Genomic DNA, 25,066 nt, shown 5'->3' with positions numbered 1-25,066 from the left:
ATCCTCTCATCATCAGCAAGAGGCATTCGCTTCAGGAGATCACGACATGGCCTTCGCCCGCACCCCGACCGTTCAAAAGCCCGCCAAGAAGACCTTCGCCGAACGCTACATGATCGTGCCGTGCGAAACGGAGAGCGATCTCGCCGTCATCTGGGACTGTCAGGAGGAACAGGTCGTCGACGTGATCAGCGCCTCGACCAGCCGCTACACCAACGAAGACGCCTTGTGGGACGAGTTCCACACTCTGCCCTTCAACGCCCGCTCAGACTGGCGCATGGCGGCCTGAGCTCCAGCTCCGATCAGGACGCCGGCGATGGCGTGAAGCTGGCGTTGCGCGCCGCGACCCGAGCGCGGATTTCGGCCCGCATCCGCTCCAGTTCGGCCGCATCGATCAGGCGGCCGCGCAGCACCACGGCCTCGGCGCCCCGGGTGGCGCTGACGTCCTTCAGGGGATCAGCCTCCAGCACCAGCAGGTCGGCCGACTTGCCCGCCGCCACCGCGCCGTAGCGTTCGCCCTGATTCAGGAAGCGCGGCCCGTCCACGACCGAGCCCATCAAGGCCTCGCGCGGCGTCAGGCCCAGCTTGACGTACAGCTCCAGCTCGTCGTGCAGCGAGAAGCCCGGATAGTTGAACGAGTTGAGGAACCCCGCGTCCGTCCCGGTCAGGATGGTCACGCCCGCGTCGCGCAGCATGGGCAGGGTGCGCGCGGTCACGTCCTTGACGAAATGGCGATCCTCGACCTGCTGCGGCGTGGCCTGAGCGGCGCGCTGGATGCGCCAGTCATAGGTCGCCCGGATGCCCGGCCCGACATAGGCCAGACCCTCGTCGTGCGAGTGGTCGTCCAGATCCAGATTGGCCAGGGTGGTCGAGCCGTAGAGGGTCGGCGACACCGCCGTGCCTAGCGCCCTCAGCCGCGCATAGACGCGCCGCGCCGTCTCCACGTCGAAGGTGTCGGCGTAGCGCCGCATGGTCTGGGCGTAGGTGTATTTGCCCGCCAGATAGTCGGCCGCGATGGCCGCCTCATCGCGCGAGCCCGCCTTCATCGCGTAGTCGAGGTGCTCGATCGACGACAGGCCCGCCTCGGCGGCCTCCAGCACGGTGATGCTGGCGGGAATGTGGGCCGAGGTCTTCATGCCCCGCTTCTTCGCCTCGCGCACAGCGTAGAGGAAAAGCTCGGGCGTCAGGGTGTTGTCGGTGATCTTGACGAAGTCGACGCGCAGGGCCTGCAGCCGGTCGAGCGCGGCGTCCACATCGGCCTCGCTGCCCGTCTCGATCACGCCTTTCCAGACGGGGGCGACGCCCTCGATCTTGGGCCCAGAAGTGAAGATCCGCGGGGCGTCGGCCGTGGGCGGCGCATCGCGCCAGTCCAGCACCTGCTGCGCCAGATCGCCCGCCGCGTCGCGCACCGCCACCACGCCGTTGATGACGAACAGAGGCATCAGTTCGGCGTTCTCTTCGATCAGAGGCTCGCCGCCGCCGAAGTGGACGTGCATGTCCCACAGGCCCGGCATGACGTAGCGGTCGCCCAGATCCAGCGTCCGCGCGGCCTGATAACGGCCCGCCTCGCCCTCGGGGCCCACAGCCACGATATCGCCGCCGCGCACGGCCACCAGCTGATCCGGCGTCGTCGTCCCCTTCTCGATGTCCACCACGGTGGCCGAAGTCAGCAGCAGGTCGACCGGCTGTACCGGCGTTTGGGCGGCGGCCAGCGGCGCCAGGGCGCAGGCGGACAGCAGGGCGGAGGCGGCGATCAGAAAGGTGCGCATGAATCCGCTATAGGCCCTTCGCTCGCTCGGGCAAGCCAATCAGGGATAGCGGCGTTTCATCTCTTCGAAAGACCATTCGCACAGCGCCCGCAGCGCCGCCATGTCCACCTGATCCAGCCGCTTGATATACAGGCAAGAGACGCTGGTCGTGTGCGGCCCCAGACGGCCCAGAAGCGCCGCCTGCGTCTGGAATCCCGGCATGATGTAGAGCGTCAGCGCCGCCTTGCGCGGAGAAAAGCCGATGGGCGGCCAATCCGCCGGCTTGTTCGTGCTGTTGACGTAGGTGTAGCGGCCGAAACCGACGATGGACGGCCCCCACATCACCGGCGCATCCCCGGTGACAGCCTGCATCAGGGCGCAGACCGTGCGGGCCTCCTCGCGTCGCCGCGCGGGCTCGACCGACGCCAGGAAATCCTCGACCGAGGCGTCGGTGGGCTTGGTCTTAGGTTCGCTCATTCCCGGCCTCCGCTTCAGGACAGGCCGACACCCTGCACCGGTCCGATCCGCCCCGCCAGACACCATCCGCCGATCGCCCGCGTCCGGATCCAGCCGCCTTCAGGAACCGTGAGCCAGCGGCCCGATCCGGCCGCCAGAGTTTCCAACCGCACGCCTGCTTCGGTCGCCAGGTCGACCTCCAGGGCCGCCCCCATATAGACGGTCCAAAGCTCCTCCGCCTCGACCGCGCGCCAGTCGTGCGAAGCCTCGGGCGTCAGCAGGCGATAGGCGCTGACCACGGTGCAAGGCTCCGCGCCGCCCGCAGCCGCCATCGCACGCTCCCAGACGCCGTCGTCCAAGGCTTGCAGGCCCAGATTGCCGATGACTTCCTCGACCGTGAAATCCACGCCTCTTCGCCCGCCCCCAATGTTCGCCAGCAGCGCTAGATGGCGCCGTTCGCCCCCCTCGCCAATGCCGTGCGCGCCAGACATATTTCAGCCGCAGAACGTCGTTTTCATGATCCACCACTCGGGGGAGTTTGAAATGTTGACGGCTCTGATGTCCCTGGCGATCGCCCAGGCCGATCCCGGCGCAGTTGCTGACACATGCGTCCATGACCGCGCCGCGCTTCTGGCGCTGTTGCCTGCGGACTTTGATCAGGATCTGGACGGCGGCTGGCGCCCTCTTGGCGAAAAGCCGGAGTGCGCCGAAATCGCCGCCGACCTGCTGGCCGATTATCGGAAGACGCGCTGGGGCGAACTGACCCCAGGCGAACTCCACACCAACTATTGGCACGAGGGACAGCTGCGCGCGGGGCTGGGCCAGACGCAGGCGGCGACACGGCTGATGATGGCCGGGGTGAACCCGGACATGGCCCGCAGCGGCTTTGCCGACTATGCGCTGGGGACCATCGCCTTCCTGCATCAGGACCGCGCCGGCCTGCTCGCCGCCAGAGAGCGGCTGGCCGCCCTGCCCAAACCGCCCGATTTTGACGACGCCGCCCGGCGCTTCAAAGCCCAGTACGGGTTGGAGTTGAAGTGGCCTGCCAATCTCGGGGTGCTGGACGGCTTCATCGCCTGTTTTGGCCGCCCCTATAATGAGGCCTATGGCGCCTGCCCAGCCGACGACGAACCACCGCCTGCATCATCGCCCGAACAGCCGCGATCGGCGGACTAAGGCGGCGCCGATCGCGATGATGCGGAAGCGACCTCAGAGCGCCTTGACGATCCCCTCGACCATCTTCTTGGCGTCGGCGAACAGCATCATGGTGTTGTCGCGGAAGAAGAGCTCGTTCTCGACGCCTGCATAGCCGCTGCCCATCGAGCGCTTGATGAACAGGACCGTGCCCGCCTTCTCCACGTCCAGAACCGGCATGCCGTAGATGGGCGACTGGGGGTCGGTCTTGGCCGCCGGATTGGTCACGTCGTTGGCGCCGATGACGAAGGCGACGTCGGCCGAGGCGAATTCGCTGTTGATGTCCTCCAGCTCGAACACCTCGTCATAGGGGACGTTGGCCTCGGCCAGCAGGACGTTCATATGTCCCGGCATCCGGCCCGCGACGGGATGGATGGCGTATTTCACCTCGACGCCTTCTTCCTTCAGGGTGTCGGCCATCTCGCGAAGGGCGTGCTGGGCCTGGGCCACCGCCATGCCGTAGCCGGGCACGATGATGACCTTGGAGGCGTTCTTCAGGATGAAGGCGGCGTCCTCGGCCGAGCCCTGCTTGACCGGCCGCGTCTCGACCGCCCCGCCGCCCGCCGCCGCGCCCGCCTCGGCGCCGAAGCCGCCCAGGATGACGCTGATGAAGCTGCGGTTCATGCCCTTGCACATGATGTAGCTGAGGATCGCGCCCGACGACCCGACCAGGGCGCCGGTGATGATCAGGGCGATGTTCTCCAGCGTGAAGCCCAGGGCGGCCGCCGCCCAGCCGGAGTAGGAGTTCAGCATGGACACCACCACCGGCATGTCGGCCCCGCCGATGGGGATGATCAGGGTCGCGCCCAGGATCAGGGCGATGGCGAACACGCCCCAGAAGGCCCAGACCGCCGTGCCGCCCGTCCCGATCAGAATGCCGATCAGGAAGACCAGGGCCAGAGCCAGGGCGATATTGATCAGGTGCCGCGCGGGCAGAAGGATCGGCGCCCCGCTCATCCGCCCATCCAGCTTGGCGAAGGCGATGACCGAGCCGGTGAAGGTGACGGCCCCGATGGCCACGCCCAGGCTCAGCTCGACGATCGACAGAGTCTTGATCCCGCCGCTGGCGGTGACGATGCCGAAGGCGTCGGGCGCATAAACGGCACCGACCGCCACCAGACAGGCCGCCAGGCCGACGAGGGAGTGGAAGGCGGCGACCAGCTGCGGCATGGCCGTCATCGGCACGCGGTTGGCGATCACCGCCCCCGCCCCGCCGCCGACCACGACCCCGCCCGCGATCAGGGCCAAGGTGAGCGGGTCCAGCGCGCCCGATGTCCCCAGCGTCAGCAGGGTGACGCCGACGGCCAGGGCCATGCCGACCATGCCCAGCGTATTGCCCCGTCGGCTGGTCTCGGGGCTGGATAGACCCCTGAGAGAGAGGATGAACAGAACCCCCGCCGCCAGATAGGCCAGCGCCGCGATGGATGCGTTCATCCCCCTCCCCCTCTTTCAATCCTGAATCAGAAAACGTTGACGATGGCGGGCGCGCCGCCGTTTGTGCCCGCAGCCTTGGCTTCGCCGTCCTTGACCACCGCCAGGCCGACGGGGCCTTCGCCGCCGGTCTTGGTCACCTTGCAGCGACCGTTGTCGCCGGGCAGGCGACCGGCCATCCGGCCCGAGCCGGTGTGATTGATGCGGTTCATGTGAATCCCCCGGATCGTGACCGGGGTGAAGCCGCACTCCAGCGCCCAGCTGGCGCCCTGAGGCGCGACGACCGACCAGTGCAGGCCCGCATAGGGGTTCTTGCCCACTTCGCGGTCCGACTGAGCCGAGGCGGCGCCGGCGGCGGCGACAGCGGCGGACAGGACCAAGGCGGAAATCAGGGAAGCTTTCATCACGCGATACTCTTCGTTGGGTTAGCGTTTGACGGATTGAGTGCGCGACAGACGCCACAGCGCCGCCGCGATGAAAAGAGGGCCCAGCAGCATCATCGCCCAGTCGAAGACCGTCATCTCGCGATCCTGAATGATGATGCGCGTCAGCACGGCGGCGAACACCATGACCACGCCGCAGTCCTGGAACCGCAGCCGCCCGATGGGATCCTTGATCCGCACCCAGCTCACGATCCACAGCGCCACGCCCAGACCCGTGACGGCCCAAGAGGCGTAGAAGGCCAACAGATAGGCGGACAAACTCACGAGGCGGCCTCAGTATTATCCGGCCGCTTCAGTCGTGCACGGACAATGCGCACGCCGTTCCAGACGACCAATCCCGCAAAAATGAGCGAGCCGACCACCACCGCCCAATCATCCTGCGTGGCGGCCCGCCAGAGAAACAGGCTGGCGACGCCGGGATAGAAGGTCAGCGCCAAGGCCAGTTCGATCCGGCGACGCGCATCGACCGACAACCTGCCCCCAACCATGGCTGCGCCCAGAATGAGCAGCACGCCCCCGGCGAGGAGCAGAGTCAGCATGCCGACGCTCAGACTCGTCACCCGCGTCGTTCCTTCTTCTTGTACATGGCCAACATCCGGCGCGTGACCATGAAGCCGCCGAAGATGTTGACGCTGGCCAGCGTCACGGCGGCCACGCCCGCCCCCTTGGCGATCCAGGCGTTCGGTCCGCCCGCCTGGGCGCTCATCGCCGCCGCCGCGATCAGGCCGCCGACGATGATGACGCTGGAAATGGCGTTGGTCACGGCCATCAGGGGCGTATGCAGCGCCGGCGTCACGCTCCAGACGACATAGTAGCCGACGAAGATCGACAGGACGAAGATCGCCAGGCGAAAGACAGTGGGATCGACGTGTTCCATCAGCCTCTCACTCCTTCATGCACCACGGCGCCGCCGTGGGTGACGACGGCGGCCTTGAGGATTTCCTCCTCCAGATCGACCGCTAGGACGCCGTCCTTAATCATCAACCCCAGGAAGGCCACCAGGTTGCGGGCGTAAAGGGCGCTGGCGTCTGCCGCGATGCGGCCGGGCATATTGCTCCAGCCGACGATCTTCACGCCGTTGGCCGTAGTCACCACCTCGTTCGGTTTCGAGCCCTCGACATTGCCGCCCGCCTCGACCGCCAGGTCGATGATGATCGAGCCCGGCTTCATCGAGGCGACGTGCGCCGCCGTCACCAGCTTGGGCGCCGGGCGGCCGGGGATCAGAGCCGTGGTGATCACCACGTCCTGCTTGACGATATGGGCGGCGGTCAGTTCGGCCTGCTTGGCCTGATAGTCGGCGGACATGGCCTTGGCGTAGCCGCCCGCCGTCTCGGCCGCCTTGAACTCTTCATCCTCGACCGCGACGAATTTGGCGCCCAGGCTCTCGACCTGCTCCTTGGCGGCGGGGCGCACGTCAGTGGCCGTGACGACCGCGCCTAGGCGCCGCGCCGTGGCGATGGCCTGAAGTCCCGCGACCCCCGCCCCCATGACGAAGGTCTTGGCGGCGGCCGCCGTCCCGGCGGCCGTCATCATCATGGGGAAGCCCTTGCCATAGGCGTAGGCCGCCTCGATCACCGCCCGGTATCCAGCCAGGTTGGCCTGGGACGACAGCACGTCCATGACCTGGGCGCGGGTGATGCGCGGCACGAACTCCATCGCGAAGGCGGTGGCCTGAGCGCCCCTCAACGCCTCAACCGTCGCCTTGTCGCGCCAGGCGTCCAGCAGGCTGACCACCACCGCGCCGGGCTTCAGGGCGCTGATCTCGGACGCGGTGGGTCCGCGCACCTTCAGCAGCACGTCAGCCCCGGCCAGCGCCGCCGACAGGTCAGGCTTCACGCTGGCCCCCGCGTCGGCGTAGTCGGCATCGGTCAGGGAGGAGCCCAGGCCCGTCCCGGCCTCCACGCTGACCGTGGCTCCCAGGGCGATAAGCTTCTTCACCGTCTCCGGCGTTACGGCGCAGCGCGTTTCGCCTTCACGGCGTTCGCGGGTGACGGCGATGGCGACGGCCAAGCGAATCCCTCCCACTCCCCAGGGTCGAACCGACGTTAGGCCGAAGCCGAAGCGGGCGTCAAAGGCGCGTCTGCGAGGGAGAGCGATTTTCTTGCCGCCTAGGCCACCCGTTCGGCCCACGTCGGAAGTTTCGACCACCCAAGCCGCCTAGCACGCAAGCAAAAAGCCCGCCGGACGCGCCGACGGGCCTTTCAATCACTTCCGTCCGGGAAACCGGGCTTAGTGGGTCTTCTTGCTCTTCAGCATGAAGAAGCCGACGACCGACACCACCACCGAGACGATAAAGGCCGGGAGGAATCCAGCGCCCACGCCGAACCACACCGTCAGGAACAGGATCACCACCGCCGTGGCCAGCGAGACCCACTTGGTCAGGCCCAGGAACAGCGCCCAGGTCCAGGCCTGTTCCGAGATGTTCATTTCCCCGTGGACGTGGGGGGCGGTCGCTTCAGCGTGCTGGTCGGCCATGGGGTCTTCCAAAAAAGAGTCGGGATTTCGACGGCTCTTATAGCGAGGCCTGCGCGCGGCTCAAGTCCGTGGGGCCTCAAGCGCTTCAGTCGAGGCTTTCCAGCACCGCACGTGTAAAGGCGGCGACGTCGAACGGCTTGCCCGCCGGGTCTTCGCCGCGCCGCACGATGACCACCTGACGGCTGGGCACGACCACCACATACTGACCCCGGTTGCCGAAGGCGGCGAAGGCGTCGGCGGGCACGCCCTCGGAGCGGTTCATCAGCCAGAAGGTCGCGCCATAGCCGAAGTCGCCCGTCGGCGGCTGCGGCCCGGTCGGAGCGGTCACATAGTCACGCCACCCCTCGGGCAAGAGGCGCCGCCCCTCCCACACCCCGTCCTGCAGATACAGTTGGCCGAAGCGGGCCAGATCGCGCGCCGTGGTCCAGACCTGGCTCGACAGGATGTAGTTGCCGCGCCAGCCGGTCTCGGCCCAGGTGTGGGTCATGCCCAGCGCGTCGAACAGTTCGGCCGGCGGATGGGCGGCGAAGCTGGGAGCCGCCGCCATGGTCGCCAGAAGCGTGTCGTTGTTGGCGTAGCGATAAACCGTCCCCACCGGCGCCAACAGCGGCCAGCCGGGCGCCTGCTCATCGACCGCCACGCCCCCGAAATAGAGGCCGTCAGTGCGGTTTCCCGCCGTGTCGCTGGTCAGGCCCGACGACATCCGCATCAGGGCGTCGACGGTGATGGCCGCGCGCGGGTCGCCCGGCGTGCGCCAGTTGGCGATGGCGGCAGGCGCCTTCACGTCCAGATCGCCGCGCTGCACCGCCGCGCCGATGACGGTTCCGGCCAGGCTCTTGGCCACCGACCAGGTGCGCTGCGGCGTGTTCGGGCCGAAGTCAGTCGCATAGCGTTCCGCCACCCGTTTGCCGCCCTGCATCACCACCACGCCGGTGGTGTTGGTCCCCTCGCCGAAACCCTGATCGAAAGCGCGGCCGACGGCGGCCTCCAGCGCGCGGGCGTTCCCCTTGGGCCGCGCGGTCGGCAGGTCCGGGGCCGAGGCCCGGCGCGCCAGCGGGGCGCGTTCAGGCGCGCTGCCCTGCACATAACCCATCGGCTCGATGACGCAGCCGCGCCCCTCGGTCCAGGTCGCCACGCGCGGCCGGGCGGCCTGATCCCAGGGGACGGCGACCGTGTTTCCCGCCATCTCGACCTTCATGGCGCCCACCAGAGGCTGGAGCTCAGGATAGATGCCGACCAGTTCGTTCGCCTCGACGCTGGCGACCGTCCGCTCGGCGCCCGCCGCGCGCGCCGAATGGACGGCGCTGCACACCGTCAGCGCCTTGTACCCCGCCGCCAAGGCGCGGTGATTGGCCGAAGCCTCAGTCTGGGCGAGAACCGTCGTCGGCAAGGCGAGAACGGCGGCGAGAACAAGCACACGGGACGCGATTTTCATGCGGCCACGCTTCAACGCCGGGCCCCGACTGTCAACGCTTCTTCCTTCTTCTGCGACGCGAGAAGAAGACGCGGGGCTTCCCACGCCGGCCTTCGCGCGCCACCTTGCCGGCCAAGCTCAGGAAAGACCTGTCATGACCTACGCCGCCACCGACCCTACCGGACGCGCCTCGCTGGATGGCGCGCGCGGGCTTGCCGCCCTTCGGATCGGCATCGGCCTGATGCAGGGGCTGATCCTCTATCTGCTCTACCGCTCGGCGTCGGACAGTGAGGCCCTGGCCTGGCCTGCGACCCAGCCGTCGCTGTTCGCCGCCCTGGTGCTGGCGACCCTGTTCGCGCCGGTGATGCTGCTGGCGGGCGTCGGGCGGGTGGGATGGAAGGCGCTGGCGCTGTGGGGCGTCGTCGCGGCGGCGGTGCTGGCGCTGATGGGCTGGCATGACGCGGCCCAACGAGCGAGCGACTATTTCCACCCGCCCTATCTGCGCTTTCCCGTCGTCGCCTTCGCGGCGGCGGCTCTGTTCATCGCCCACCATCTGATCGTGCCGGCCGTCGCCGCCAGACGCTGGATCGCTGATTTCGACGACTATTTCGACACGGCGTGGAAGGCCGGCGTGCAACTGGTGCTGTCGCTGGGCTTCACCGGCGCCTTCTGGCTGCTGCTGTTCCTGGGAGCGGCACTGTTCCGCGTCATCGGCCTCAGCTTCCTGAGCGACCTGCTGGGCAAGGAGTGGTTCTCCATCCCCGTCACCTGCCTGGTCTTCGCCGTGGCGGTGCAGCTGACCGACGTGCGCGGCGGGCTGATCCGGGGCGTGCGGACGGTGGCGTTGATGCTGTTATCCTGGCTGCTGCTGGTCATCACCGTCCTGGTGGCGGGTTTTCTGGCCGCCCTGCCCTTCACCGGCCTGGACGGGCTGTGGAAGACGGGCAGCGCCACGGCCCTGGTGCTGTCGGCGGCCGCCGCCCTGATCGTGCTGATCAACACCGCCTATCAGGACGGACGCGAGGATAATCTGCCGCCCGCCGCCCTGCGCCTGGGCGCGCGCGTCGCCTCGGTGCTGCTGACGCCGCTGATCCTGATCGCGATCTGGGGTCTGAGCCTTCGCATCGGTCAGCATGGCCTGACGCCGGACCGCATCATCGCCTCGGCCTGCGCCCTCGTGGGCGTCATCTATGCCGCCGGATACGGGTGGGCCGCCCTGTCGCCGCTGTGGCGAAAGACCGCGTGGATGAAGCCGCTGGAGCGCACCAATGTCCTGGCCGCCGTCCTGACGGTGCTGGTCATCCTGGCCCTGTTCAGCCCCCTGGCCGACCCGGCGCGCCTGTCGGTCAACGATCAGATGGCGCGGCTGAAGCGCGGCGCCGTCAGCGCAGCCCAGTTCGACTACGCCTTCCTGCGCTATGATGCGGGCAAGGCTGGGCGCGCCGCCCTGGCCGAGCTGGCGAAATCACCCGACGCGGAAGTCGCCCGTCACGCCAAGGCCGCTCAAGCCTCGACCTCGCGCTATGAGCTGACGGACGCGACCACGCCCCCGCGCGCGCCCAACATCGCCCCCTGGCCAGCGGACAAGCCCCTGCCCGCCGCCTTCCTGGCCCCGACGGCGCCCCCGGATCCGCGCTACGCCTGCAACAGCGACGACAACTGCCTTGCCGCTCAGCGCGACCTGAACGGCGACGGCCGCGATGAAATCCTGCTGGCGACGACCTACAGGATCGCCCTGTTCGCTCAGGACGCCGACGGCCGCTGGGTTCATCAGGGCGACTATCAGGTTCCGCATTGCCCCGGCCCCGGCGCCGGCGGCCGCGACCTGCGCGAGGCGCTCAAAGATCCCGATCTGAAGACCGCCGCCCCGCCCTGGCCCGATCTGAAAATGGGCGACGTAACCGGTCGACTTCAGCCGGAAACCGTCTGCCCGAAACCCGCTGTCGTTAACCCCTGACTCAGGTCTCCGAAACCCGATCTTCATTCCCTCCGTTCTAGGATTGTGTCGAAACGAGCCAGTCCCGAGCCAATGAGGACGGCCGTTCGATGGTGATGTTGAAGGGTGTGCTCCAATGGCCAAGACCATTCTGGTCGTCGACGATGATCCTACCCAGCGCCGCCTGCTGCAGGCGGTGCTGGAGCGTGAATCCTATGCCGTCGTCCATGCCGAATCCGGCGGCGAGGCCATTGATCGGCTGACTAAGGGCGGCGGCGCCGATGTCGTGCTGCTGGATCTGGTGATGCCGGGCCTGTCGGGTCTGGAAGCCCTGGCCGAGCTGCGCACGGCAGGCGTGACCACGCCGGTCATCGTGCTGACGGCCAACGGGGGCATCGAGACGGTGGTCAAGGCGATGCAGGCCGGGGCCCAGGACTTCTTCGTCAAGCCGGTCGGGCCGGAACGCCTGCTGGTCGGCGTGCGCAACGCCCTGCAGATGACCCAGCTGACGGCCGAGATCGGCCGTCTGAGGAAGCGCGCCGCCGGCCGGACCTCCTTCGACGACATGGTCGGCGACAGCGCGCCCATGCGCATGGTCAAGGCGCTGGGCCAACGCGCGGCCAAGTCCTCCATCCCGGTGCTGATCACCGGCGAAAGCGGCGTCGGCAAGGAAGTCATCGCCCGCGCCCTGCACGGCGCCTCGGACCGGGCAGGCAAGCCCTTCATCGCCGTCAACTGCGGCGCCCTGCCCGCCAATCTGGTCGAATCCATCCTGTTCGGCCACGAGAAGGGCGCCTTCACCGGCGCTCATGAGAAACACGCCGGCAAGTTCGTCGAGGCGAACGGCGGCACCCTGTTCCTGGACGAGATCGGCGAACTGCCGCTCGACATGCAGGTCAAGCTGCTGCGCGCGCTGCAAGAAGGCGAGGTCGATCCCGTCGGCGGCAAGCGTCCGGTCAAGGTCGACGTCCGCATCGTCTCGGCCACCAACCGCGACCCGGCCCAGCAGGTGAAGGAGGGCGCCTTCCGCGAAGACCTCTTCTATCGCCTGAACGTCTTCCCGATCGAGGCGCCGGCCCTGCGCGAACGGCGCGAGGACATCCCCGCCCTGGTCGACCACTTCATCGCCCGCTTCAACGTCGAGGAAGGCAAGCGCGTCACCGGCTGCTCGGCCGAGACCCTGGCCCTGCTGCAGGCCCACGACTGGCCCGGCAATGTCCGCCAGCTGGAGAACGCCGTCTATCGCGCCCTGGTGCTGGCCGATTCGCCCCTGCTCCAGCCGCACGATTTTCCGGCCATTTCCGGCGTCGCCGTGCCGCTGGGGTCGATCACAGCCGCCCCGGCCGGAGCGATAGCGTCCTACCTGACGACAGCCGCCTCGCCGGCCGACGGCGACGACGGCCAGCACGACAGCCCGGTCCGCATCACCGATGAACGCGGCCATGTCCGCACCCTCGAGGAAATCGAACGCGACCTGATCCAGCACGCCATCGAAGTCTATTCCGGCCACATGTCGGAGATCGCCCGTCGTCTGGGCATCGGCCGCTCCACCCTCTACCGCAAGGTCCGCGAACAGGGGCTGGAGGAGCAGGTTCGAGAAGCGGGCTGAAGGCCCCGCCATCGTCAGGCGTCGTCGACGACCGGGCCATAAGCATGCGGCCCCTGGATGTTGCAGATTTCCGACAATGGAACCTAGCGTGGCCGATCCACGCTTGCTGGTGAAGGCAACGGACAGCAACAGGCGGCGCAGACGATGGACGCACATTTCCGACTGGATGGGCACGTCGCCCTGGTGACGGGGGCAGGGGCGGGCATCGGCCGCGCCATCGCCGAGACCTTCGCTGCGGCGGGCGCCGCGGTGGCCGTCACCGATCTGGACGTGGCCAAGGCCCTGGCTGTGGCGGACGGGGTTACGCAGGCGGGCGGACGCGCCGTCGGCCTGGCCTGCGACGTCACCGATGAAGACCAGCGCATCGCCGCCGTTCAGGCCGTCGTCGCGGCCTTCGGCAAGCTGACCCTGCTGGTGAACAATGCGGGCGGCGGCGGACCCAAGCCGTTCGACATGCCGATGAGCGATTTCGAGCGCGCCTATCAGCTCAACGTCTTCGCCCCCTTCCGTTTCATGCAACTGGCGGCGCCGCACATGCAGGCCGCAGGCGGCGGGGCGGTTCTGAACATCACCTCGATGGCGGGCGACAACAAGAACGCCCGCATGGCGTCCTACGGCTCGTCCAAGGCCGCAGTCAGCCACCTGACCCGCAACGTCGCCTTTGACCTGGGGCCCAAGGGGATTCGCGTCAACGCCATCGCGCCGGGCGCCATCAAGACCGACGCCCTGGCCAGCGTCCTGACGCCGCAGATCGAAGAGGCCATGCTGAAGCACACCCCGCTGGGTCGGCTCGGAACGGCCGACGACATCGCCCGGGCGGCGCTGTTCCTGTGTTCGCCCGCCGCGTCCTGGATCAGCGGCCAGATTCTGACGGTCTCCGGCGGCGGCGTTCAGGAACTGGACTGACGCCCTTCGGGGTTCCATCGGCGGGTTTTACAGGCCAAACCTCTTCCCTCCTGTTCACGGAGGGGAGCCTTCCACCTTGCTACGTCCCGTTGTTATCGCCCTGAGTCTGGCGTCCGTCGCCGCCCTGACCGCCGCCTGCTCCAACGCCGAGGCGCCGGCCAAGGCTGAAGCCGCCGCTTCCGCCGCGAGCAAGATCGCCCTGCCGCCCGAGTGCGAGAACCATCCCCTTCTGGCGGCCATGCCGACGGCCCAGATCATCGCCGGCAAGCCGCTGACCGAGGTCGAGTGTCAGGCCTTCTCCGTCGCGATGACCTATGGCGAGCCGGGCGCCAGCTCCAACATCACCCTGATCGACGCCCAGGCGCCGATTCCCGAGGACGCGGGCGCCCTGGCGGGTCTGCTCTCCAAGGCCCAGCAGACCGCTTATGAAAGCGTCTCTCGCGGCGTCATCATGGTCAAAGGCGTGCGCGAGGCCGCCCTCACCTCCCCGACCGCCGTCGCGTCGGTCGGCGGCGAAAACTATCTGTCCGTCGTGATGGACGGCCCGACGGGCGAGCCCGCCGTCATCAGCGTCGAGCCCAAGGACGCCGACGGCCGCGTCGGCGCGCTGATGAGCGTGCTCAAGTGCCGCTACGCCCTGAGCATCGGCATCGAACAAGACGACCTGTCCGGCGCAGACGCGGCGCGCGCAGCCTACCAGCCCTACTTCAGCGCCATGCGCCTGGACGCCTTGCCCTGAAGCAACAGCAGGGCGGCGGAGTTTGTCTCCGCCGCCCCCCTTTCGGGTTTTCCCGGATCAGTTGCGGCTGATCGTCAGGGTGTAGCTTCCTTCCGATCCCCGACGCGCCATGGCCCGAGGCTGATAGGGCGTGATGACGTAGGTCGTGTCCTTGGACGCTTTCAGCTCAGCCGTTTCGCCGTCGACCTCGCCTCGAAATACGGCCGCGCCGCTCTGATCGGCCGCATCGCTGATGTTGACATACAGATTAGCGTTCGACGGCTTGAAGGCGACCTTCAGGGTCTGCCCTGACGCCACGGGCACCGCATAGACCGGCGCCGCATACCCCTTCACCGTCCCTTCCTTCGTCACCGAACCGATCCGCTCGAAGGAAAGCGCCTCCAGCGTGGAGCCTGCATCCCTGACAAAGGCGCGCGCGGCCGCTTCATCGACCGCAGGCAGGGGCGAGACCGCGTCCGGCGCCGCGGTTACCGCCTGGGGCGCGGCCGCAGGACCGCCACTGAGATCCGTCGTCGCCGCTGTAGCGGCCTCGGGCGCGGCGCCTGGACGATCCCCGCACGCAGCCAGGGCCAGGCTGAGGCTCAGAAGACCGCCGGTCAGGGCGGCGGGGCCGAAGCGTGTCATCAGTCTTCTCTCTCGGGAAATACGGAAAATCAGCAGGCGCAACGCACAGCCAAGCTGGGCGGTTGCCTTCAGTCTTCTGTCTTGGGCGGCGCAGGTCGGCCCCAGCCCCGCGCAGATCGGCGCGGTTCGCCCTTGGCCTTGGCGGTGATCTCTTTCAACTTGCGGCCCTGCATGGCCGACAGCGGTTGACCCGGCGCGCCCTTTTCCGGATCGGCGAAGGCGCGGCCGTGTTCACGAATCCGCTCCCCGACCGAATCGAGAAACTCGCCCTCCCATTCGGACAGGGAAACGCCCGCCTTCTCGGCCGAGCGGCGGGCGCGTTTCAGGGCGTTGAGCGCGGACCGCTTGGCCGCCTCCTTCTGCTGCTCCCAGGGGCTCAGCGAAGGCTTGGTTTTAAGGGCGCTATCGCCCTTCGGGCTGCTTGAGCGCAGTTTAGAAGCGCTATCGCCCTTCGGGCTGCTTGAGCGCGAAAGGCCGCTGGAACGCAGCTTCGCGTCGCCGCCCTTCAGGCTGCTGGAGCGTGAAGGGCCGTGGGAGGGCTTGAAGGTCGTACGCTTCAGGCCCGCCTCCCTTAGATCTCGCCGAGCGCCGACAGATAGAGGTCAAGAATCGCTTCTTCTTCCTGACGCTTGGCCTTGTCCTGCTTGCGCAGGCGCAGAACCTTGCGCAGCACCTTGACGTCATAGCCTTCGCCCTTGGCCTCGGCGAAGACCTCCTTCATGTCGCCCATGACGGCCTGCTTGTCCTCTTCGAGGCGCTCCAGGCGCTCGATGATGGAGCGCAGACGGCCCTGGGCCGTGGCGGTCAGGACGTCGGGGCTGGCGTCGAAGGAAGCGTCGTCCATGACTGAACTCCAGAACTCATAAACAGGCTGCGCCCTCAAACAGGCCAAGGGCCGTTAGGGCAAGAAATAAAGCTCTCAAACAGGCCGAAGGCCGTTAGGGCGACTAAGCACGCCCTCAAGCAGGCCAAGGGCCGTTAGGGCCGCTTGAGAAAGACTCACTAATCACGCGCAAGGGCCAGGCTCAACGCCGGACGCGAAAAAGCCGCGGACAACGCCCGCGGCCCTGTGGATAGTCATCCCATCCACCGACGATCGGCGCGCGCCTCGCCTTCAGCAGGCGGGGCGCGCCGGATCGCGCCTGATCAGCCTTGTTTGGCTTTGAAGCGCGGGTCGGTCTTGTTGATGACGTACAGAACGCCCTTGCGGCGAACGATCTTGCAGTCGCGGTGGCGACCCTTCAGCGATTTCAGCGAGCTACGGACCTTCATGGTCGGACGTCCCGGATTTGGAGGCCCGTGAGGGCGGGTAAAACAAAAGAGCCGCGGGCGAACCTGCGGCGGAGGCGGTCGTATAGAGAGGCCTTGGCCTTTCGTCAACATTCCGCGCGGGGAATCCGCTGGAGGCCTGGCCTCCGAGTCGAACGGAGGATCTCCGGACATGCACGTCCGACGCGTCGCCCCTCCGCCACCAGGCCGTGCTCAGGGAACGACACAATGTAAATTCCCGCCCCTTAACCGCCTGCTGTCGAAAAGGGTTAACGGCGCTTTCACCCTTATCACGGAAACTGATCCTGCCTTCGCGCGCTTGTGATTGGTCGTGGAATTCGGGGGCGTTAGCCTGTGCTCATGCGTATCGCTTATCGCCTTGTTTTGTTGGGTTCGGTCGCCGCGTGCGCCCCTATGGTCCCCATGCCGCCGCAGCCTCAGCCGGCGCCGCCGCCCGTGGTCGAGCCTGCGCCCGCGACGCCTGCGCCCACGCCGCCTCCCGCCCAGACCGATCTGAGCGAGGCCTATGACCACGCCAGCTTCGACGCCTGGAAACAGAGTTTCCTTGAGCGCCACGGCGGCGCGCATAAGTGGGAATACGCCCGCGAACTGGAAGGCGTGACGCCGAACCCCAGCGTCGTGCGCCTGGACCGCAACCAGCCTGAGTTTTCACGCCCCGCCGGGGTCTACATCCAGAACGCCACCACCCCGGCGCGAATCGCCATGGCCCGCCAGCGCGTCGACCGCGTGCCCTGGGAGGTGACCCAGAAATACGGCGTGCCGACCGAGATTCTCTTGGGTATCTGGGCGCAGGAGAGCGCCTTCGGCCAGGTTCAGGGCGACTTTGACGTCATCCGCTCCCTGGCGACCCTGGCCTATGACGGCCGCCGCCGCGACTGGGCCGAGGAACAGCTGAAACACGCCCTCGACATCGTCGTGTCGGGCAAGCGCGACCGCGCAGGGCTGAAGGGCAGCTGGGCCGGGGCGATGGGCCAGACCCAGTTCATGCCGGACAACTATCTGAAGCTGGGCGTCGATCAGAACGGCGACGGCAAGGTCGACATCTGGGGCTCCGACGCCGACGCCCTGGCCTCGGCGGCGAACCTGCTGGCTCAGGCGGGATGGAAGCGCGGCCAGGGCTGGGCCTATGAGGTCGTCCTGCCCTCCAACTTCGACTACAGTCAGGCTGAGGGGCCGAAACACCCGTGGTCCTATTGGGTCGCGCGCGGGGTGCGTCTGGCCGACGGCGCCTCGCCCAACAGCGCCGAGGCGGCCGAGGGCGCGGCCATCCTGCTGCCGCAGGGCGCCAAGGGGCCGGCCTTCCTGGCCCTGCCCAACCACTATGTGATTCGCCGCTACAACAACTCGGTCAGCTATGCGCTGGCCATCGGCATGATCGCCGACGGGGTGGCGGGCAAGCCGCCCCTCAAGGCCTCCTGGCCCAACGACGGCCCCCTGACGCGGGACCAGCGAATCGGCGCTCAACAGGCCCTGACCCGCATGGGCTTCGACACCCAGGGCGTGGACGGCGTCATCGGCTCCAACACCCGCGCCGCCCTGCGCCGCTGGCAACAGGCGAACGGGCGGACGGCTGACGGATACCTGACCGACGTCTTGGCGGACGAGTTGATCAGAAGAGCGCGCTGAGCCTCTCCCTCTCCTGTTGGGAGAGGGCTTGAGCCTCCAAGAGCGAAGCGATTGGCTAAGGCGAAAGGGTGAGGGTTCGCGGGTGAAGTCGGCCGAAGGCCGCAGCGAGACGGCTGACGCCGACTGACAGGACAAGCCCCTCACCCTTTCGCGCAAGAACGATCGCTAACGCTCTCGTGCGCTCAAGCCCTCTCCCGCCGGGAGAGGGTTTCCTAGCCCTTCATCCGCCAGGTCGCGCCTTGCGTGCCGTCCATGACCACGACGTTCAGTTCGTTCAGGCGGTCGCGGATACGGTCGGCCTCGGCCCAGTTCTTGGCCGTGCGGGCGGCCGCGCGCTGTTCCAGCAGGCCTTCGACCTCGGCCTTCAGCCCTTCGTCGACGCCCGAGAACCATTCCGCCGGATCCGCCTGAAGCACGCCTAGGATCGAAGCCGCCGCGATCAGCTGGCCCTTGGCCGTCGCCACCGCCCCCTCGTCGCCCGCCGTCATGCCGCGCTCGATCTCGCTGGACAGGGCGAACAGGGTCGCCATGGCCCCCGGCGTGTTCAGGTCGTCCTCGATGGACTTCAGGAACTCCACCGGCGGCTCGACCTCCGCCGCCTCGACCGAGGCCGCGCGGTGCAGGGCGCCGTAGAGGCGGTCGAGGTTCTTGCGGCTCTGCTCCAGCAGGGTCTGGTTCCAGTCCAGCGGCTGACGATAGTGGGCGCTCAGCAGGGCCCAGCGCACCACCTCGCCCGGCATGGCCTGCACCAGATCGTGCAGCAGCAGGACGTTGCCGATCGACTTGGACATCTTCTCGGCGTCCACGGTCAGGAAGCCGTTGTGCATCCAGTAGCGGGCGTATGCGTCATGCGCGTCGTCGCCATGGGCGTGGCCGTGGGCGCAGACCCCTTGCGCGATCTCATTCTCATGGTGCGGGAAGACCAGGTCGATGCCGCCGCCGTGGATGTCGATGGGCAGGCCCAGCGTCTGTTCGATCATGGCCGAGCATTCGATGTGCCAGCCGGGACGGCCTTCGCCCCACGGCGACGCCCAGGACGGCTCGTCCGCCTTGGACGGCTTCCACAGCACGAAGTCGTGCGGGTTCTTCTTATAGGGGGCCACCTCAACGCGGGCGCCGGCGATCATGTCGTCCAGATTGCGCCCCGACAGCGCGCCGTAGGACGGATAGGACGACACGTCGAACAGCACATGACCCTCAGCCGCATAGGCGCAACCGGCGTCGATGATGGCCTGGATCTGCTTGGTGATCGCCTCGATGTAGTCGGTGACGTGCGGGGCGATGTCGGGCGGGCTGACGTTCAACAGGCCCATGTCGGCCAGATAGGCGGCCTCATAGCGTGCGGTGATCTCGCCGATGGCGACGCCTTCCCTGGCGGCCTTGGCGTTGATCTTGTCGTCCACGTCGGTGACGTTGCGGGCGTAGAGCACCTTGTCGGCGCCATAGGTGCGGCGCAGCAGCCGCACCAGCACGTCGAACACCACCGGCGGACGGGCGTTGCCGATGTGGGCGTAGTCATAGACCGTAGGGCCGCAGACATAGAGGCTCACCCGGTTCGGATCACGCGGCGTGAACAGGCGCTTTTCACGGCGCAGGGTGTCGTGGATGTGCAGGGCCATAGGTCAGGTCTTTTGCGAGTTTTCTTGCGGGACGGACGAGGTGTCCCATATAGCGGCCTGATAGACAGTCAGGGCCGCGCGCCCAAGTCCATATATAATAGTATTCTGAACAGGCGCTCTCGCCGCCGCCGGATCGTTTCATGAGCAGCACCCCCGCCAAGCCCGTCCTCGTCGCCAATGAGGCGCCCCAGCGTCCCAGCCGCGAACAGGCGCTGGAGGCGGTGCGCACCCTGATCGCCTGGGCCGGGGACAACCCCGACCGCCCCGGCCTGCTGGACACGCCCAAGCGCGTGGTCGACGCCTATGGCGAGTGGTTCGACGGGTATGACGCCGATGCGGGCAAGGAGCTGTCACGCACCTTCGAGGACGTGACCGGCTATGACGACATGGTCATCCTGCGCGACATCGAGGTCGAGAGCCACTGCGAGCACCACCTGGCCCCCTTCCTGGGCAAGGCCTACGTCGCCTATCTGCCGGGCGAGAAGGTGGTGGGCATCTCCAAGCTGGCGCGTGTGGTCGAGATCTTCGCCCGCCGTCTCCAGAATCAGGAGACCCTGACCAACGACATCATCGACGCCATCGAATCGCACCTGCAGCCCAGGGGCGTGGCCGTCATGGTCGATGCGGCGCACCAGTGCATGACGACGCGCGGCGTGCACCACCGCCACGTCTCGACCATCACCACCCGCTTCACCGGCGCCTTCAAGGCCGACCCGGCCCTGGCCGAGCGATTCCTCAAACTGGCCCGGGGCTGAGCCGCAAAGGGCTGTGATACGGGGCTGAATTGATCGCGGCCAAGGCGGGCTTACGCCGAATTCGCAATCTTATTCCCCCAGCAGCGTCATTTCCTCGCATTCAACGGCTTTACAAGCTCGCTTGAGGACGCCAAGAGACGAGCGAGACTTTCAGTTTGGCCCGCCGGAGGGTGCGGGTCTTGATAGAGACGAGGGCGTAATGGGCGCGAGACTTTCTTCGGGCGGCGGCGGCGGCAGCGGCAAGCTGGCGGCACAGAACGCGGACATCAACGTCACGCCGTTCGTGGACATCATGCTGGTGCTGCTGATCATCTTCATGGTCGCGGCCCCGATGGCCACCGTGTCGATCCGTCTGGACCTGCCGCCGGCGACGCCGCCGGCCGACAACGCCGAGCCCAAGGAACCGGTGTACATCACCATCCAGGAATCCGGCTCGCTGTTCATCGCTGAACAGGAAACCACGCTGGCCAAGCTGGCCGGCGACGTCTGCGCCGCCCAAGGCGCCGTGGCGGACTGCCGTGAGGAGCGCGTCTTCGTCCGCGCCCAGCCGGAAGTGAAGTACAATCAGTTCATGGAAGTCATGAACACCCTGCAGGAGAACGGCTACTTCAAGGTCGGTCTGCTGAACGAAGACATCACCTGATCGGGTCTTCCAGTTGAACATCGAAAGGGTCGCCTTCGGGCGGCCCTTTTTCTTTGCGGCAAGCTTATCTGCAGCTTGCGCCCTGCCCCTGTTCCGGCCTCAATGCGCGCCTCGAACGAGGGGGAGTCAAACATCATGCGTCGCCGCACTTTTCTGTCGGCCCTGCCCGCCGGAGCCTTGATGGCGGGCGCCGCCCGCGCCCAGCAGGCGCCCGCCGCTGCGCCGGTCGCCAATCCGGCTTCGGTCCAGCCCGCGCCGACGCCCGACCCTTACGCCGGAGTCGGCATCGGCGACCGCATCACCGGGCCGCGTTTCGTCGGCCGTTCGACCGTCTGGGGCGCCAACGGCGCCGCCGCCACGGCCCACCCCGCTGCGACGATGATCGGGTTGGACACTCTGCGGCGCGGCGGCTCGGCCATCGACGCGGCCATCGCCATCAACGCCGCCCTGGGCTTTCTGGAGCCGACCGCCAACGGCATCGGCGGCGACGCCTTCTGCCTGATGTGGGACCCGGCCCAGAAAAAGGTCGTCGGCTTCAACGGCTCGGGGGCCAGCCCGCGCGGCCTGTCGCTGGAGACCGCGCGATCCAAGGCCGGGCCGGACGGCTACCTGCCCCGCTACGGCGCCGTGACGGTCAACGTCCCCGGCACGGTCGACGCCTGGTGGAGCGCGCACCAGCGCTACGGCAAGCTGCCATGGAAGGATGTGCTGCTGCCCGTCGCCGAACTGTGCGAACAGGGCGTGCCCGTGCCGCAGGTCGTGGCCTACTACCTTGAACGCAACATGGCCGGCTTCGACCGCAGCGCCGCGACGATCGAGGAAAACGACAACCGCAGGAAGGTCTGGCTGACCGGCGGGCGCACGCCCAAGACCGGCGAGATCTTCGCCAATCCGGATCTCGGCCGCACCTACCGCCTGATCGCCGAGGGCGGCCGCGACGCCTTCTATGACGGGGTGATCGCCGACCACATCGAGCGCTATTTCAAGCGTATCGGCGGCTGGATGACCCGCGCCGACCTGGCCGCCCACCGCACCGAATGGGTCGAGCCGCTGATGACCACCTATCGCGGCGTCGAGGTCTATTCGCTCGGCCCGAACACCCAAGGCCTGTCGACCAATCAGATCCTGAACATCTGCGAACAGTTCGACCTGAAAGCCATGGGCTTCCAGTCCGCCGCCTCGATCCACATCCAGGCCGAGGCCAAGCGCCTGGCGTTCGAGGACCGCGCCCGCTACTTCGCCGATGAGCGCTTCGCCAAGGCCCCGACCGCCTGGCTGAACTCCAAGGCCTACGCCGCCGAGCGGGCCAAGCTGATCAACCCGAACCGCGTGATGGACCGCGTCTTCCCCGGCGACGCCCCGACCCAGGGCGACACCACCTACTTCAGCGTCGCCGACAGCGACGGGATGATGGTCAGTTGGATCCAGTCCAACTATCGCGGCATGGGCGGCGGCCTGGTCGCCGACGGGCCTGACGACCGCACCCTGGGCTTCATGTTCCAGAATCGCGGCGAGTTGTTCGCTCTGAGCGACGGCCACCCGAACGTCTATGCGCCGGGCAAGCGCCCCTTCCACACCATCATCCCCGGCTTCGCCTGCAAGGACGGAGAGCCGTGGATGGCCTATGGCGTCATGGGCGGCGGGATGCAGCCGCAAGGCCAGGCCCAGATCATCATCAACATGGTCGACTACGGCCTCGACCCCCAGGAAGCCGGCGACAGCCCGCGCTGGCAGCACTACGGCTCGTCCGAACCGACCGGCCAGCCCGCCGAGGGCGTCGGCAAGCTGCATCTGGAATCCGGCGTGCCGGAGGCCACCAAGCGGCAGTTGACCGCCATGGGCTGGGATCTCGGCCCGCCCGACGGCGGCTTCGGCGGCTATCAGAACGTGATGAAGCAGATCAACGAACAGGGCCGCTGGACCTACGGCGCCGCCACCGAAATGCGCAAGGACGGCAACGCCCTGGCCTATTGATCAGCGCCCACATGAGGAAGACGCCATGATCGCGACTTTGCTAGCCGCCGCCGCCCTTGCTGCGCCTTCCGCCTGTGCGCCCATTCCCGGCGTCGAGGCCCTGTGGAAGGAAGAGATCCGCTACGTCGTCGTCGGCGAGATGCACGGCACGACCGAGACCCCCGCCCCTTTCGCCGATCTGGTCTGCGCGGCGCGGGACAAGGGGCCGGTGACGGTCGCGCTCGAATTCTCGGAAGGCATGCAGCCGATGCTGGACGCCTTCATGGCGGCCGAAACCGAGCAAGCCGCACGCGCGATCCTGGCCGCCTATCCGCATGGTCCCTTCGTCCACCACGACGGGCGCGGCAGCGTCGCCATGCTGGAGCTGCTGCTGCGCCTGCGGGCGATGCAGCGCGAGACGCCTAGCCTCAAGGTCGTCGCCTTTGCGCCCGACAGCCCGCGCGTGCAGGGCTTCAGCCAGTCCTATTACGACCTGGACATGGCTCACCGACTGGCGACCGCCGCCCGCAAGGCGCCCGATAGCCGGATGCTGGTTCTGGTCGGCAACATCCACGCGCAACGGAAAACGATCGAGCGCATGAACCTGATTCCGGCCGTCGTGCACCTGCCGCCTGCCGAGGTCCTGAGCCTCTACGTCGTTCAGCAGGGCGGAACATCCTGGAACTGCCGCCGCGACGGCTGCGGCCCCGCCCCCTTGCCTGTGTCTTACGACGCGGCTGTACGGGGTGTGATCGTCCAGCCGTACGAGAACGGCGCCTTCGACGGCGTGCTTGCTCTGGGCCCAACCACCGCCGCCGAACCCGCCAAGCCTTGATCTGACGCGGCGTCCATCGCCTAGACGGTTAGCCCGCCCTGATCAGCGTCCACGCCCCCAGCGACTTCGGCGCGCGTCGCATCGGTCACGAGGGTGCCTTCCGCGAGGGGATGGAGCCGCTGAAGGACCGGATCTTCCACTGGCTGGACAATGGCGACGCCCGAGCGGGCGCCTATATCGAAGGCTCCTGAATCTCGCGGAGCCTCCCATGCCCTATTCCAACCAGCCGACCGTCACCGCCTCGGGCGTGGAGATTCCGCTGCTGGGCTTCGGCACCTGGCAACTGGAGCCCGACGACGCCCGCCGCATGGTGCGCGAGGCCCTGCGCATCGGCTATCGCCACATCGACACCGCCTGGATCTACAAGAACGAGAAGACGGTCGGCGACGGCATCGCCGACGCCGTGGCCGAAGGGATCGTCACGCGCGACGACATCTTCGTCACCACCAAGATCTGGGTCGAGCATTTCCATCGCGACGCCCTGCTGCGTCAGGCCGAGGAATCGGCGCTCAGCTTGGGCCTGACGCCGGACCTGCTGTTGCTGCACTGGCCCAAGCCGACGCCGGCGCTGGAGGAAACCATCGGCGCCCTGAACGAGGCGCAGGAGAAGGGATTCGCCAAGAACATTGGCCTGTCCAACTTCCCTTCGGCCCTATTCCGCCAAGCGGCCGCCCTGTCGACGGCGCCGCTGATCACCAACCAGGTCGAGTATCACCCCTATCTGTCGCAGAAGACGCTGATCGCGACCGCGCGCGAGCTCGGCTCGTCCATCACCGCCTGGTCGCCCCTGGCTCAGGGCAAGATCGCCGACGACGCCGTGATCGGCGAGATTGCTCGCGCCCACGGCAAGACCAACGGCCAGGTCACGCTGCGCTGGATCATCCAGCAGGGCGTGATCGCCATTCCGCGCACCGCCAAGGAAACCCGCGCCGCCGAGAATTTCGACATCTTCGACTTCGAGCTGTCGGCGGAGGAGATGGCGCGCATCCACGCCCTGGCCCATCTCGACGGGCGCCTGGGCGACTGGCTGGACGCCGCCTTCCAATGGGATAAGGATGCCGTCTGACGGGACCGCCTGATCAGGCCGTCGGGAGGCGAAGGATGGGTTCGGTTCTGGGGTTCCCTAACATTGACCCGGTCGACGCCGTCATCGGCGCCCGTATTCGGCGCTGGCGGGATCAGCGAGGCGTCGCTTCGTCCGATCTCGCCGCCGCCCTGAACCTGACGCCCGAGGCCCTGCGACGGGTCGAGGCGGGCCGCCAGCATCTGGATTCCGCCGGCATCGAAGCCGCCACTCGCGCCCTTCGCCTGCCGGTGTGGGCGCTGGTGTCCGACGTCCCGGCCTATTGACGCGCGCATGGCGTGACAGACGG

General features: G+C 67.6%; 29 protein-coding genes and 1 tRNA gene. 13 read left to right on the top strand and 17 right to left on the bottom strand.

The features are described from left to right. Window positions 1-46 precede the first annotated feature (46 nt). Window positions 47-286 (top strand): hypothetical protein, encoded by a 240-nt coding sequence (locus PIB44_RS04890; protein ID WP_278070629.1) that lies wholly within the window; start codon window positions 47-49, stop codon window positions 284-286. Window positions 287-299: 13 nt separating this feature from the next. Here PIB44_RS04890 and PIB44_RS04885 read toward each other — a convergent pair whose 3' ends face one another. The 3 genes from PIB44_RS04885 to PIB44_RS04875 are packed head-to-tail and all read right to left on the bottom strand — an operon-like array spanning window position 300 to window position 2,608. Then, window positions 300-1,766 (bottom strand): amidohydrolase family protein, encoded by a 1,467-nt coding sequence (locus tag PIB44_RS04885; RefSeq protein ID WP_278070628.1) that lies wholly within the window; start codon window positions 1,764-1,766, stop codon window positions 300-302. Window positions 1,767-1,805: 39 nt separating this feature from the next. Next, on the bottom strand, window positions 1,806-2,222 hold the full coding sequence (locus PIB44_RS04880) for a DUF1801 domain-containing protein (protein WP_278070627.1): 417 nt from the start codon (window positions 2,220-2,222) through the stop codon (window positions 1,806-1,808). A gap of 14 nt (window positions 2,223-2,236) precedes the next feature. Next, a complete protein-coding gene (locus tag PIB44_RS04875; protein ID WP_278070626.1) occupies window positions 2,237-2,608 on the bottom strand; it encodes a cupin domain-containing protein in 372 nt (123 codons plus the stop codon). A 136-nt stretch (window positions 2,609-2,744) separates the two neighbouring features. Between PIB44_RS04875 and PIB44_RS04870 the strand changes: the two genes are divergently transcribed. Continuing rightward, window positions 2,745-3,377, top strand: coding sequence for a hypothetical protein (locus PIB44_RS04870; RefSeq protein WP_278070625.1), 633 nt, complete (start codon window positions 2,745-2,747; stop codon window positions 3,375-3,377). 33 nt (window positions 3,378-3,410) lie between these two features. Here PIB44_RS04870 and PIB44_RS04865 read toward each other — a convergent pair whose 3' ends face one another. The 8 genes from PIB44_RS04865 to PIB44_RS04830 all read right to left on the bottom strand — a co-directional run bounded on the left by PIB44_RS04865 (window position 3,411) and on the right by PIB44_RS04830 (window position 9,179). Continuing rightward, entirely contained in the window at window positions 3,411-4,829 is a 1,419-nt protein-coding gene (locus tag PIB44_RS04865) for an NAD(P)(+) transhydrogenase (Re/Si-specific) subunit beta (protein WP_025978318.1), read from the bottom strand. A 26-nt stretch (window positions 4,830-4,855) separates the two neighbouring features. Then, on the bottom strand, window positions 4,856-5,230 hold the full coding sequence (locus PIB44_RS04860) for a hypothetical protein (RefSeq protein ID WP_278070958.1): 375 nt from the start codon (window positions 5,228-5,230) through the stop codon (window positions 4,856-4,858). A gap of 21 nt (window positions 5,231-5,251) precedes the next feature. After that, on the bottom strand, window positions 5,252-5,533 hold the full coding sequence (locus PIB44_RS04855; RefSeq protein ID WP_278070624.1) for a hypothetical protein: 282 nt from the start codon (window positions 5,531-5,533) through the stop codon (window positions 5,252-5,254). Continuing rightward, complete coding sequence (locus PIB44_RS04850) at window positions 5,530-5,808, bottom strand: hypothetical protein (protein ID WP_278070623.1); 279 nt, start codon at window positions 5,806-5,808, stop codon at window positions 5,530-5,532. Before PIB44_RS04850 ends, PIB44_RS04855 begins: the two co-directional genes overlap by 4 nt. A 17-nt stretch (window positions 5,809-5,825) precedes the next feature. After that, on the bottom strand, window positions 5,826-6,146 hold the full coding sequence (locus PIB44_RS04845) for an NAD(P) transhydrogenase subunit alpha part 2 (protein ID WP_278070622.1): 321 nt from the start codon (window positions 6,144-6,146) through the stop codon (window positions 5,826-5,828). Next, a complete protein-coding gene (locus tag PIB44_RS04840; protein WP_278070621.1) occupies window positions 6,146-7,279 on the bottom strand; it encodes a Re/Si-specific NAD(P)(+) transhydrogenase subunit alpha in 1,134 nt (377 codons plus the stop codon). The genes PIB44_RS04845 and PIB44_RS04840 overlap by 1 nt, the downstream gene beginning before the upstream one ends. Before the next feature lie 219 nt (window positions 7,280-7,498). Further along, window positions 7,499-7,744 (bottom strand): aa3-type cytochrome c oxidase subunit IV, encoded by a 246-nt coding sequence (locus tag PIB44_RS04835; protein ID WP_278070620.1) that lies wholly within the window; start codon window positions 7,742-7,744, stop codon window positions 7,499-7,501. Between the two features lie 85 nt (window positions 7,745-7,829). After that, complete coding sequence (locus PIB44_RS04830; protein ID WP_278070619.1) at window positions 7,830-9,179, bottom strand: serine hydrolase domain-containing protein; 1,350 nt, start codon at window positions 9,177-9,179, stop codon at window positions 7,830-7,832. A gap of 133 nt (window positions 9,180-9,312) precedes the next feature. Between PIB44_RS04830 and PIB44_RS04825 the strand changes: the two genes are divergently transcribed. The 4 genes from PIB44_RS04825 to PIB44_RS04810 all read left to right on the top strand — a co-directional run bounded on the left by PIB44_RS04825 (window position 9,313) and on the right by PIB44_RS04810 (window position 14,348). Next, complete coding sequence (locus PIB44_RS04825) at window positions 9,313-11,115, top strand: DUF4153 domain-containing protein (RefSeq protein ID WP_134580103.1); 1,803 nt, start codon at window positions 9,313-9,315, stop codon at window positions 11,113-11,115. Between the two features lie 115 nt (window positions 11,116-11,230). Beyond that, entirely contained in the window at window positions 11,231-12,703 is a 1,473-nt protein-coding gene (locus PIB44_RS04820; RefSeq protein ID WP_278070618.1) for a sigma-54-dependent transcriptional regulator, read from the top strand. A gap of 144 nt (window positions 12,704-12,847) precedes the next feature. Then, window positions 12,848-13,609, top strand: a complete 762-nt coding sequence (gene hdhA / locus PIB44_RS04815) for a 7-alpha-hydroxysteroid dehydrogenase (protein WP_278070617.1) — start codon at window positions 12,848-12,850, stop codon at window positions 13,607-13,609. 76 nt (window positions 13,610-13,685) lie between these two features. Continuing rightward, window positions 13,686-14,348 carry a hypothetical protein gene (locus tag PIB44_RS04810; RefSeq protein ID WP_278070616.1) on the top strand — a complete coding sequence of 221 codons (663 nt, stop codon included), beginning with the start codon at window positions 13,686-13,688 and terminating at the stop codon, window positions 14,346-14,348. 57 nt (window positions 14,349-14,405) lie between these two features. Here PIB44_RS04810 and PIB44_RS04805 read toward each other — a convergent pair whose 3' ends face one another. The 5 genes from PIB44_RS04805 to PIB44_RS04785 all read right to left on the bottom strand — a co-directional run bounded on the left by PIB44_RS04805 (window position 14,406) and on the right by PIB44_RS04785 (window position 16,450). Further along, window positions 14,406-14,972 (bottom strand): hypothetical protein, encoded by a 567-nt coding sequence (locus tag PIB44_RS04805; protein WP_278070615.1) that lies wholly within the window; start codon window positions 14,970-14,972, stop codon window positions 14,406-14,408. Window positions 14,973-15,040: 68 nt separating this feature from the next. Next, on the bottom strand, window positions 15,041-15,352 hold the full coding sequence (locus PIB44_RS04800) for a hypothetical protein (RefSeq protein ID WP_208542180.1): 312 nt from the start codon (window positions 15,350-15,352) through the stop codon (window positions 15,041-15,043). A 191-nt stretch (window positions 15,353-15,543) separates the two neighbouring features. After that, a complete protein-coding gene (gapR, locus tag PIB44_RS04795) occupies window positions 15,544-15,816 on the bottom strand; it encodes a nucleoid-associated protein GapR (RefSeq protein ID WP_024353345.1) in 273 nt (90 codons plus the stop codon). 302 nt (window positions 15,817-16,118) lie between these two features. Beyond that, on the bottom strand, window positions 16,119-16,244 hold the full coding sequence (gene ykgO, locus PIB44_RS04790; RefSeq protein ID WP_003165750.1) for a type B 50S ribosomal protein L36: 126 nt from the start codon (window positions 16,242-16,244) through the stop codon (window positions 16,119-16,121). Window positions 16,245-16,373: 129 nt separating this feature from the next. Then, window positions 16,374-16,450 (bottom strand) — tRNA-Ala (locus PIB44_RS04785). Between the two features lie 151 nt (window positions 16,451-16,601). On the opposite strand from PIB44_RS04785, the gene PIB44_RS04780 reads away from it, so the two are divergent. Beyond that, on the top strand, window positions 16,602-17,888 hold the full coding sequence (locus tag PIB44_RS04780; RefSeq protein WP_278070614.1) for a lytic murein transglycosylase: 1,287 nt from the start codon (window positions 16,602-16,604) through the stop codon (window positions 17,886-17,888). 212 nt (window positions 17,889-18,100) lie between these two features. On the opposite strand, the gene cysS is transcribed toward PIB44_RS04780, so the two are convergent. Next, complete coding sequence (gene cysS, locus PIB44_RS04775; protein WP_278070613.1) at window positions 18,101-19,507, bottom strand: cysteine--tRNA ligase; 1,407 nt, start codon at window positions 19,505-19,507, stop codon at window positions 18,101-18,103. A gap of 140 nt (window positions 19,508-19,647) precedes the next feature. Here cysS and folE point away from each other — a divergent pair, with 140 nt between their 5' ends. The 6 genes from folE to PIB44_RS04745 all read left to right on the top strand — a co-directional run bounded on the left by folE (window position 19,648) and on the right by PIB44_RS04745 (window position 25,043). Next, on the top strand, window positions 19,648-20,262 hold the full coding sequence (folE, locus tag PIB44_RS04770; RefSeq protein ID WP_025978333.1) for a GTP cyclohydrolase I FolE: 615 nt from the start codon (window positions 19,648-19,650) through the stop codon (window positions 20,260-20,262). A gap of 199 nt (window positions 20,263-20,461) precedes the next feature. After that, complete coding sequence (locus PIB44_RS04765) at window positions 20,462-20,905, top strand: biopolymer transporter ExbD (protein WP_025978334.1); 444 nt, start codon at window positions 20,462-20,464, stop codon at window positions 20,903-20,905. Between the two features lie 135 nt (window positions 20,906-21,040). Continuing rightward, the gene (locus PIB44_RS04760) at window positions 21,041-22,879 is read left to right on the top strand and encodes a gamma-glutamyltransferase family protein (protein WP_278070612.1); all 1,839 of its coding nucleotides are present in this window, start codon (window positions 21,041-21,043) and stop codon (window positions 22,877-22,879) included. Between the two features lie 25 nt (window positions 22,880-22,904). Further along, a complete protein-coding gene (locus PIB44_RS04755; protein ID WP_278070611.1) occupies window positions 22,905-23,693 on the top strand; it encodes a TraB/GumN family protein in 789 nt (262 codons plus the stop codon). A 208-nt stretch (window positions 23,694-23,901) separates the two neighbouring features. Then, window positions 23,902-24,759, top strand: a complete 858-nt coding sequence (locus PIB44_RS04750; RefSeq protein WP_278070610.1) for an aldo/keto reductase — start codon at window positions 23,902-23,904, stop codon at window positions 24,757-24,759. 35 nt (window positions 24,760-24,794) lie between these two features. Beyond that, window positions 24,795-25,043 (top strand): helix-turn-helix domain-containing protein, encoded by a 249-nt coding sequence (locus tag PIB44_RS04745; RefSeq protein WP_134580075.1) that lies wholly within the window; start codon window positions 24,795-24,797, stop codon window positions 25,041-25,043. The last annotated feature ends 23 nt before the right edge of the window (window positions 25,044-25,066 follow it).

Source organism: Brevundimonas sanguinis (assembly GCF_029636725.1).
GTDB lineage: Bacteria > Pseudomonadota > Alphaproteobacteria > Caulobacterales > Caulobacteraceae > Brevundimonas > Brevundimonas sanguinis.
This window is presented reverse-complemented; position numbering and strand designations above follow the sequence as displayed.

Excerpts from the sequence above, each read along its gene's own strand:
- PIB44_RS04890 (WP_278070629.1), top strand. The coding sequence starts at position 47 with ATGGCCTTCGCCCGCACCCCGACCGTTCAAAAGCCCGCCAAGAAGACC.
- PIB44_RS04885 (WP_278070628.1), bottom strand. The coding sequence starts at position 1,766 with ATGCGCACCTTTCTGATCGCCGCCTCCGCCCTGCTGTCCGCCTGCGCC.
- PIB44_RS04880 (WP_278070627.1), bottom strand. The coding sequence starts at position 2,222 with ATGAGCGAACCTAAGACCAAGCCCACCGACGCCTCGGTCGAGGATTTC.
- PIB44_RS04870 (WP_278070625.1), top strand. The coding sequence starts at position 2,745 with ATGTTGACGGCTCTGATGTCCCTGGCGATCGCCCAGGCCGATCCCGGC.
- PIB44_RS04865 (WP_025978318.1), bottom strand. The coding sequence starts at position 4,829 with ATGAACGCATCCATCGCGGCGCTGGCCTATCTGGCGGCGGGGGTTCTG.
- PIB44_RS04860 (WP_278070958.1), bottom strand. The coding sequence starts at position 5,230 with ATGAAAGCTTCCCTGATTTCCGCCTTGGTCCTGTCCGCCGCTGTCGCC.
- PIB44_RS04850 (WP_278070623.1), bottom strand. The coding sequence starts at position 5,808 with ATGCTGACTCTGCTCCTCGCCGGGGGCGTGCTGCTCATTCTGGGCGCA.
- PIB44_RS04845 (WP_278070622.1), bottom strand. The coding sequence starts at position 6,146 with ATGGAACACGTCGATCCCACTGTCTTTCGCCTGGCGATCTTCGTCCTG.
- PIB44_RS04835 (WP_278070620.1), bottom strand. The coding sequence starts at position 7,744 with ATGGCCGACCAGCACGCTGAAGCGACCGCCCCCCACGTCCACGGGGAA.
- PIB44_RS04830 (WP_278070619.1), bottom strand. The coding sequence starts at position 9,179 with ATGAAAATCGCGTCCCGTGTGCTTGTTCTCGCCGCCGTTCTCGCCTTG.
- PIB44_RS04825 (WP_134580103.1), top strand. The coding sequence starts at position 9,313 with ATGACCTACGCCGCCACCGACCCTACCGGACGCGCCTCGCTGGATGGC.
- PIB44_RS04820 (WP_278070618.1), top strand. The coding sequence starts at position 11,231 with ATGGCCAAGACCATTCTGGTCGTCGACGATGATCCTACCCAGCGCCGC.
- hdhA (WP_278070617.1), top strand. The coding sequence starts at position 12,848 with ATGGACGCACATTTCCGACTGGATGGGCACGTCGCCCTGGTGACGGGG.
- PIB44_RS04805 (WP_278070615.1), bottom strand. The coding sequence starts at position 14,972 with ATGACACGCTTCGGCCCCGCCGCCCTGACCGGCGGTCTTCTGAGCCTC.
- gapR (WP_024353345.1), bottom strand. The coding sequence starts at position 15,816 with ATGGACGACGCTTCCTTCGACGCCAGCCCCGACGTCCTGACCGCCACG.
- ykgO (WP_003165750.1), bottom strand. The coding sequence starts at position 16,244 with ATGAAGGTCCGTAGCTCGCTGAAATCGCTGAAGGGTCGCCACCGCGAC.
- PIB44_RS04780 (WP_278070614.1), top strand. The coding sequence starts at position 16,602 with ATGCGTATCGCTTATCGCCTTGTTTTGTTGGGTTCGGTCGCCGCGTGC.
- cysS (WP_278070613.1), bottom strand. The coding sequence starts at position 19,507 with ATGGCCCTGCACATCCACGACACCCTGCGCCGTGAAAAGCGCCTGTTC.
- folE (WP_025978333.1), top strand. The coding sequence starts at position 19,648 with ATGAGCAGCACCCCCGCCAAGCCCGTCCTCGTCGCCAATGAGGCGCCC.
- PIB44_RS04765 (WP_025978334.1), top strand. The coding sequence starts at position 20,462 with ATGGGCGCGAGACTTTCTTCGGGCGGCGGCGGCGGCAGCGGCAAGCTG.
- PIB44_RS04760 (WP_278070612.1), top strand. The coding sequence starts at position 21,041 with ATGCGTCGCCGCACTTTTCTGTCGGCCCTGCCCGCCGGAGCCTTGATG.
- PIB44_RS04755 (WP_278070611.1), top strand. The coding sequence starts at position 22,905 with ATGATCGCGACTTTGCTAGCCGCCGCCGCCCTTGCTGCGCCTTCCGCC.
- PIB44_RS04750 (WP_278070610.1), top strand. The coding sequence starts at position 23,902 with ATGCCCTATTCCAACCAGCCGACCGTCACCGCCTCGGGCGTGGAGATT.
- PIB44_RS04745 (WP_134580075.1), top strand. The coding sequence starts at position 24,795 with ATGGGTTCGGTTCTGGGGTTCCCTAACATTGACCCGGTCGACGCCGTC.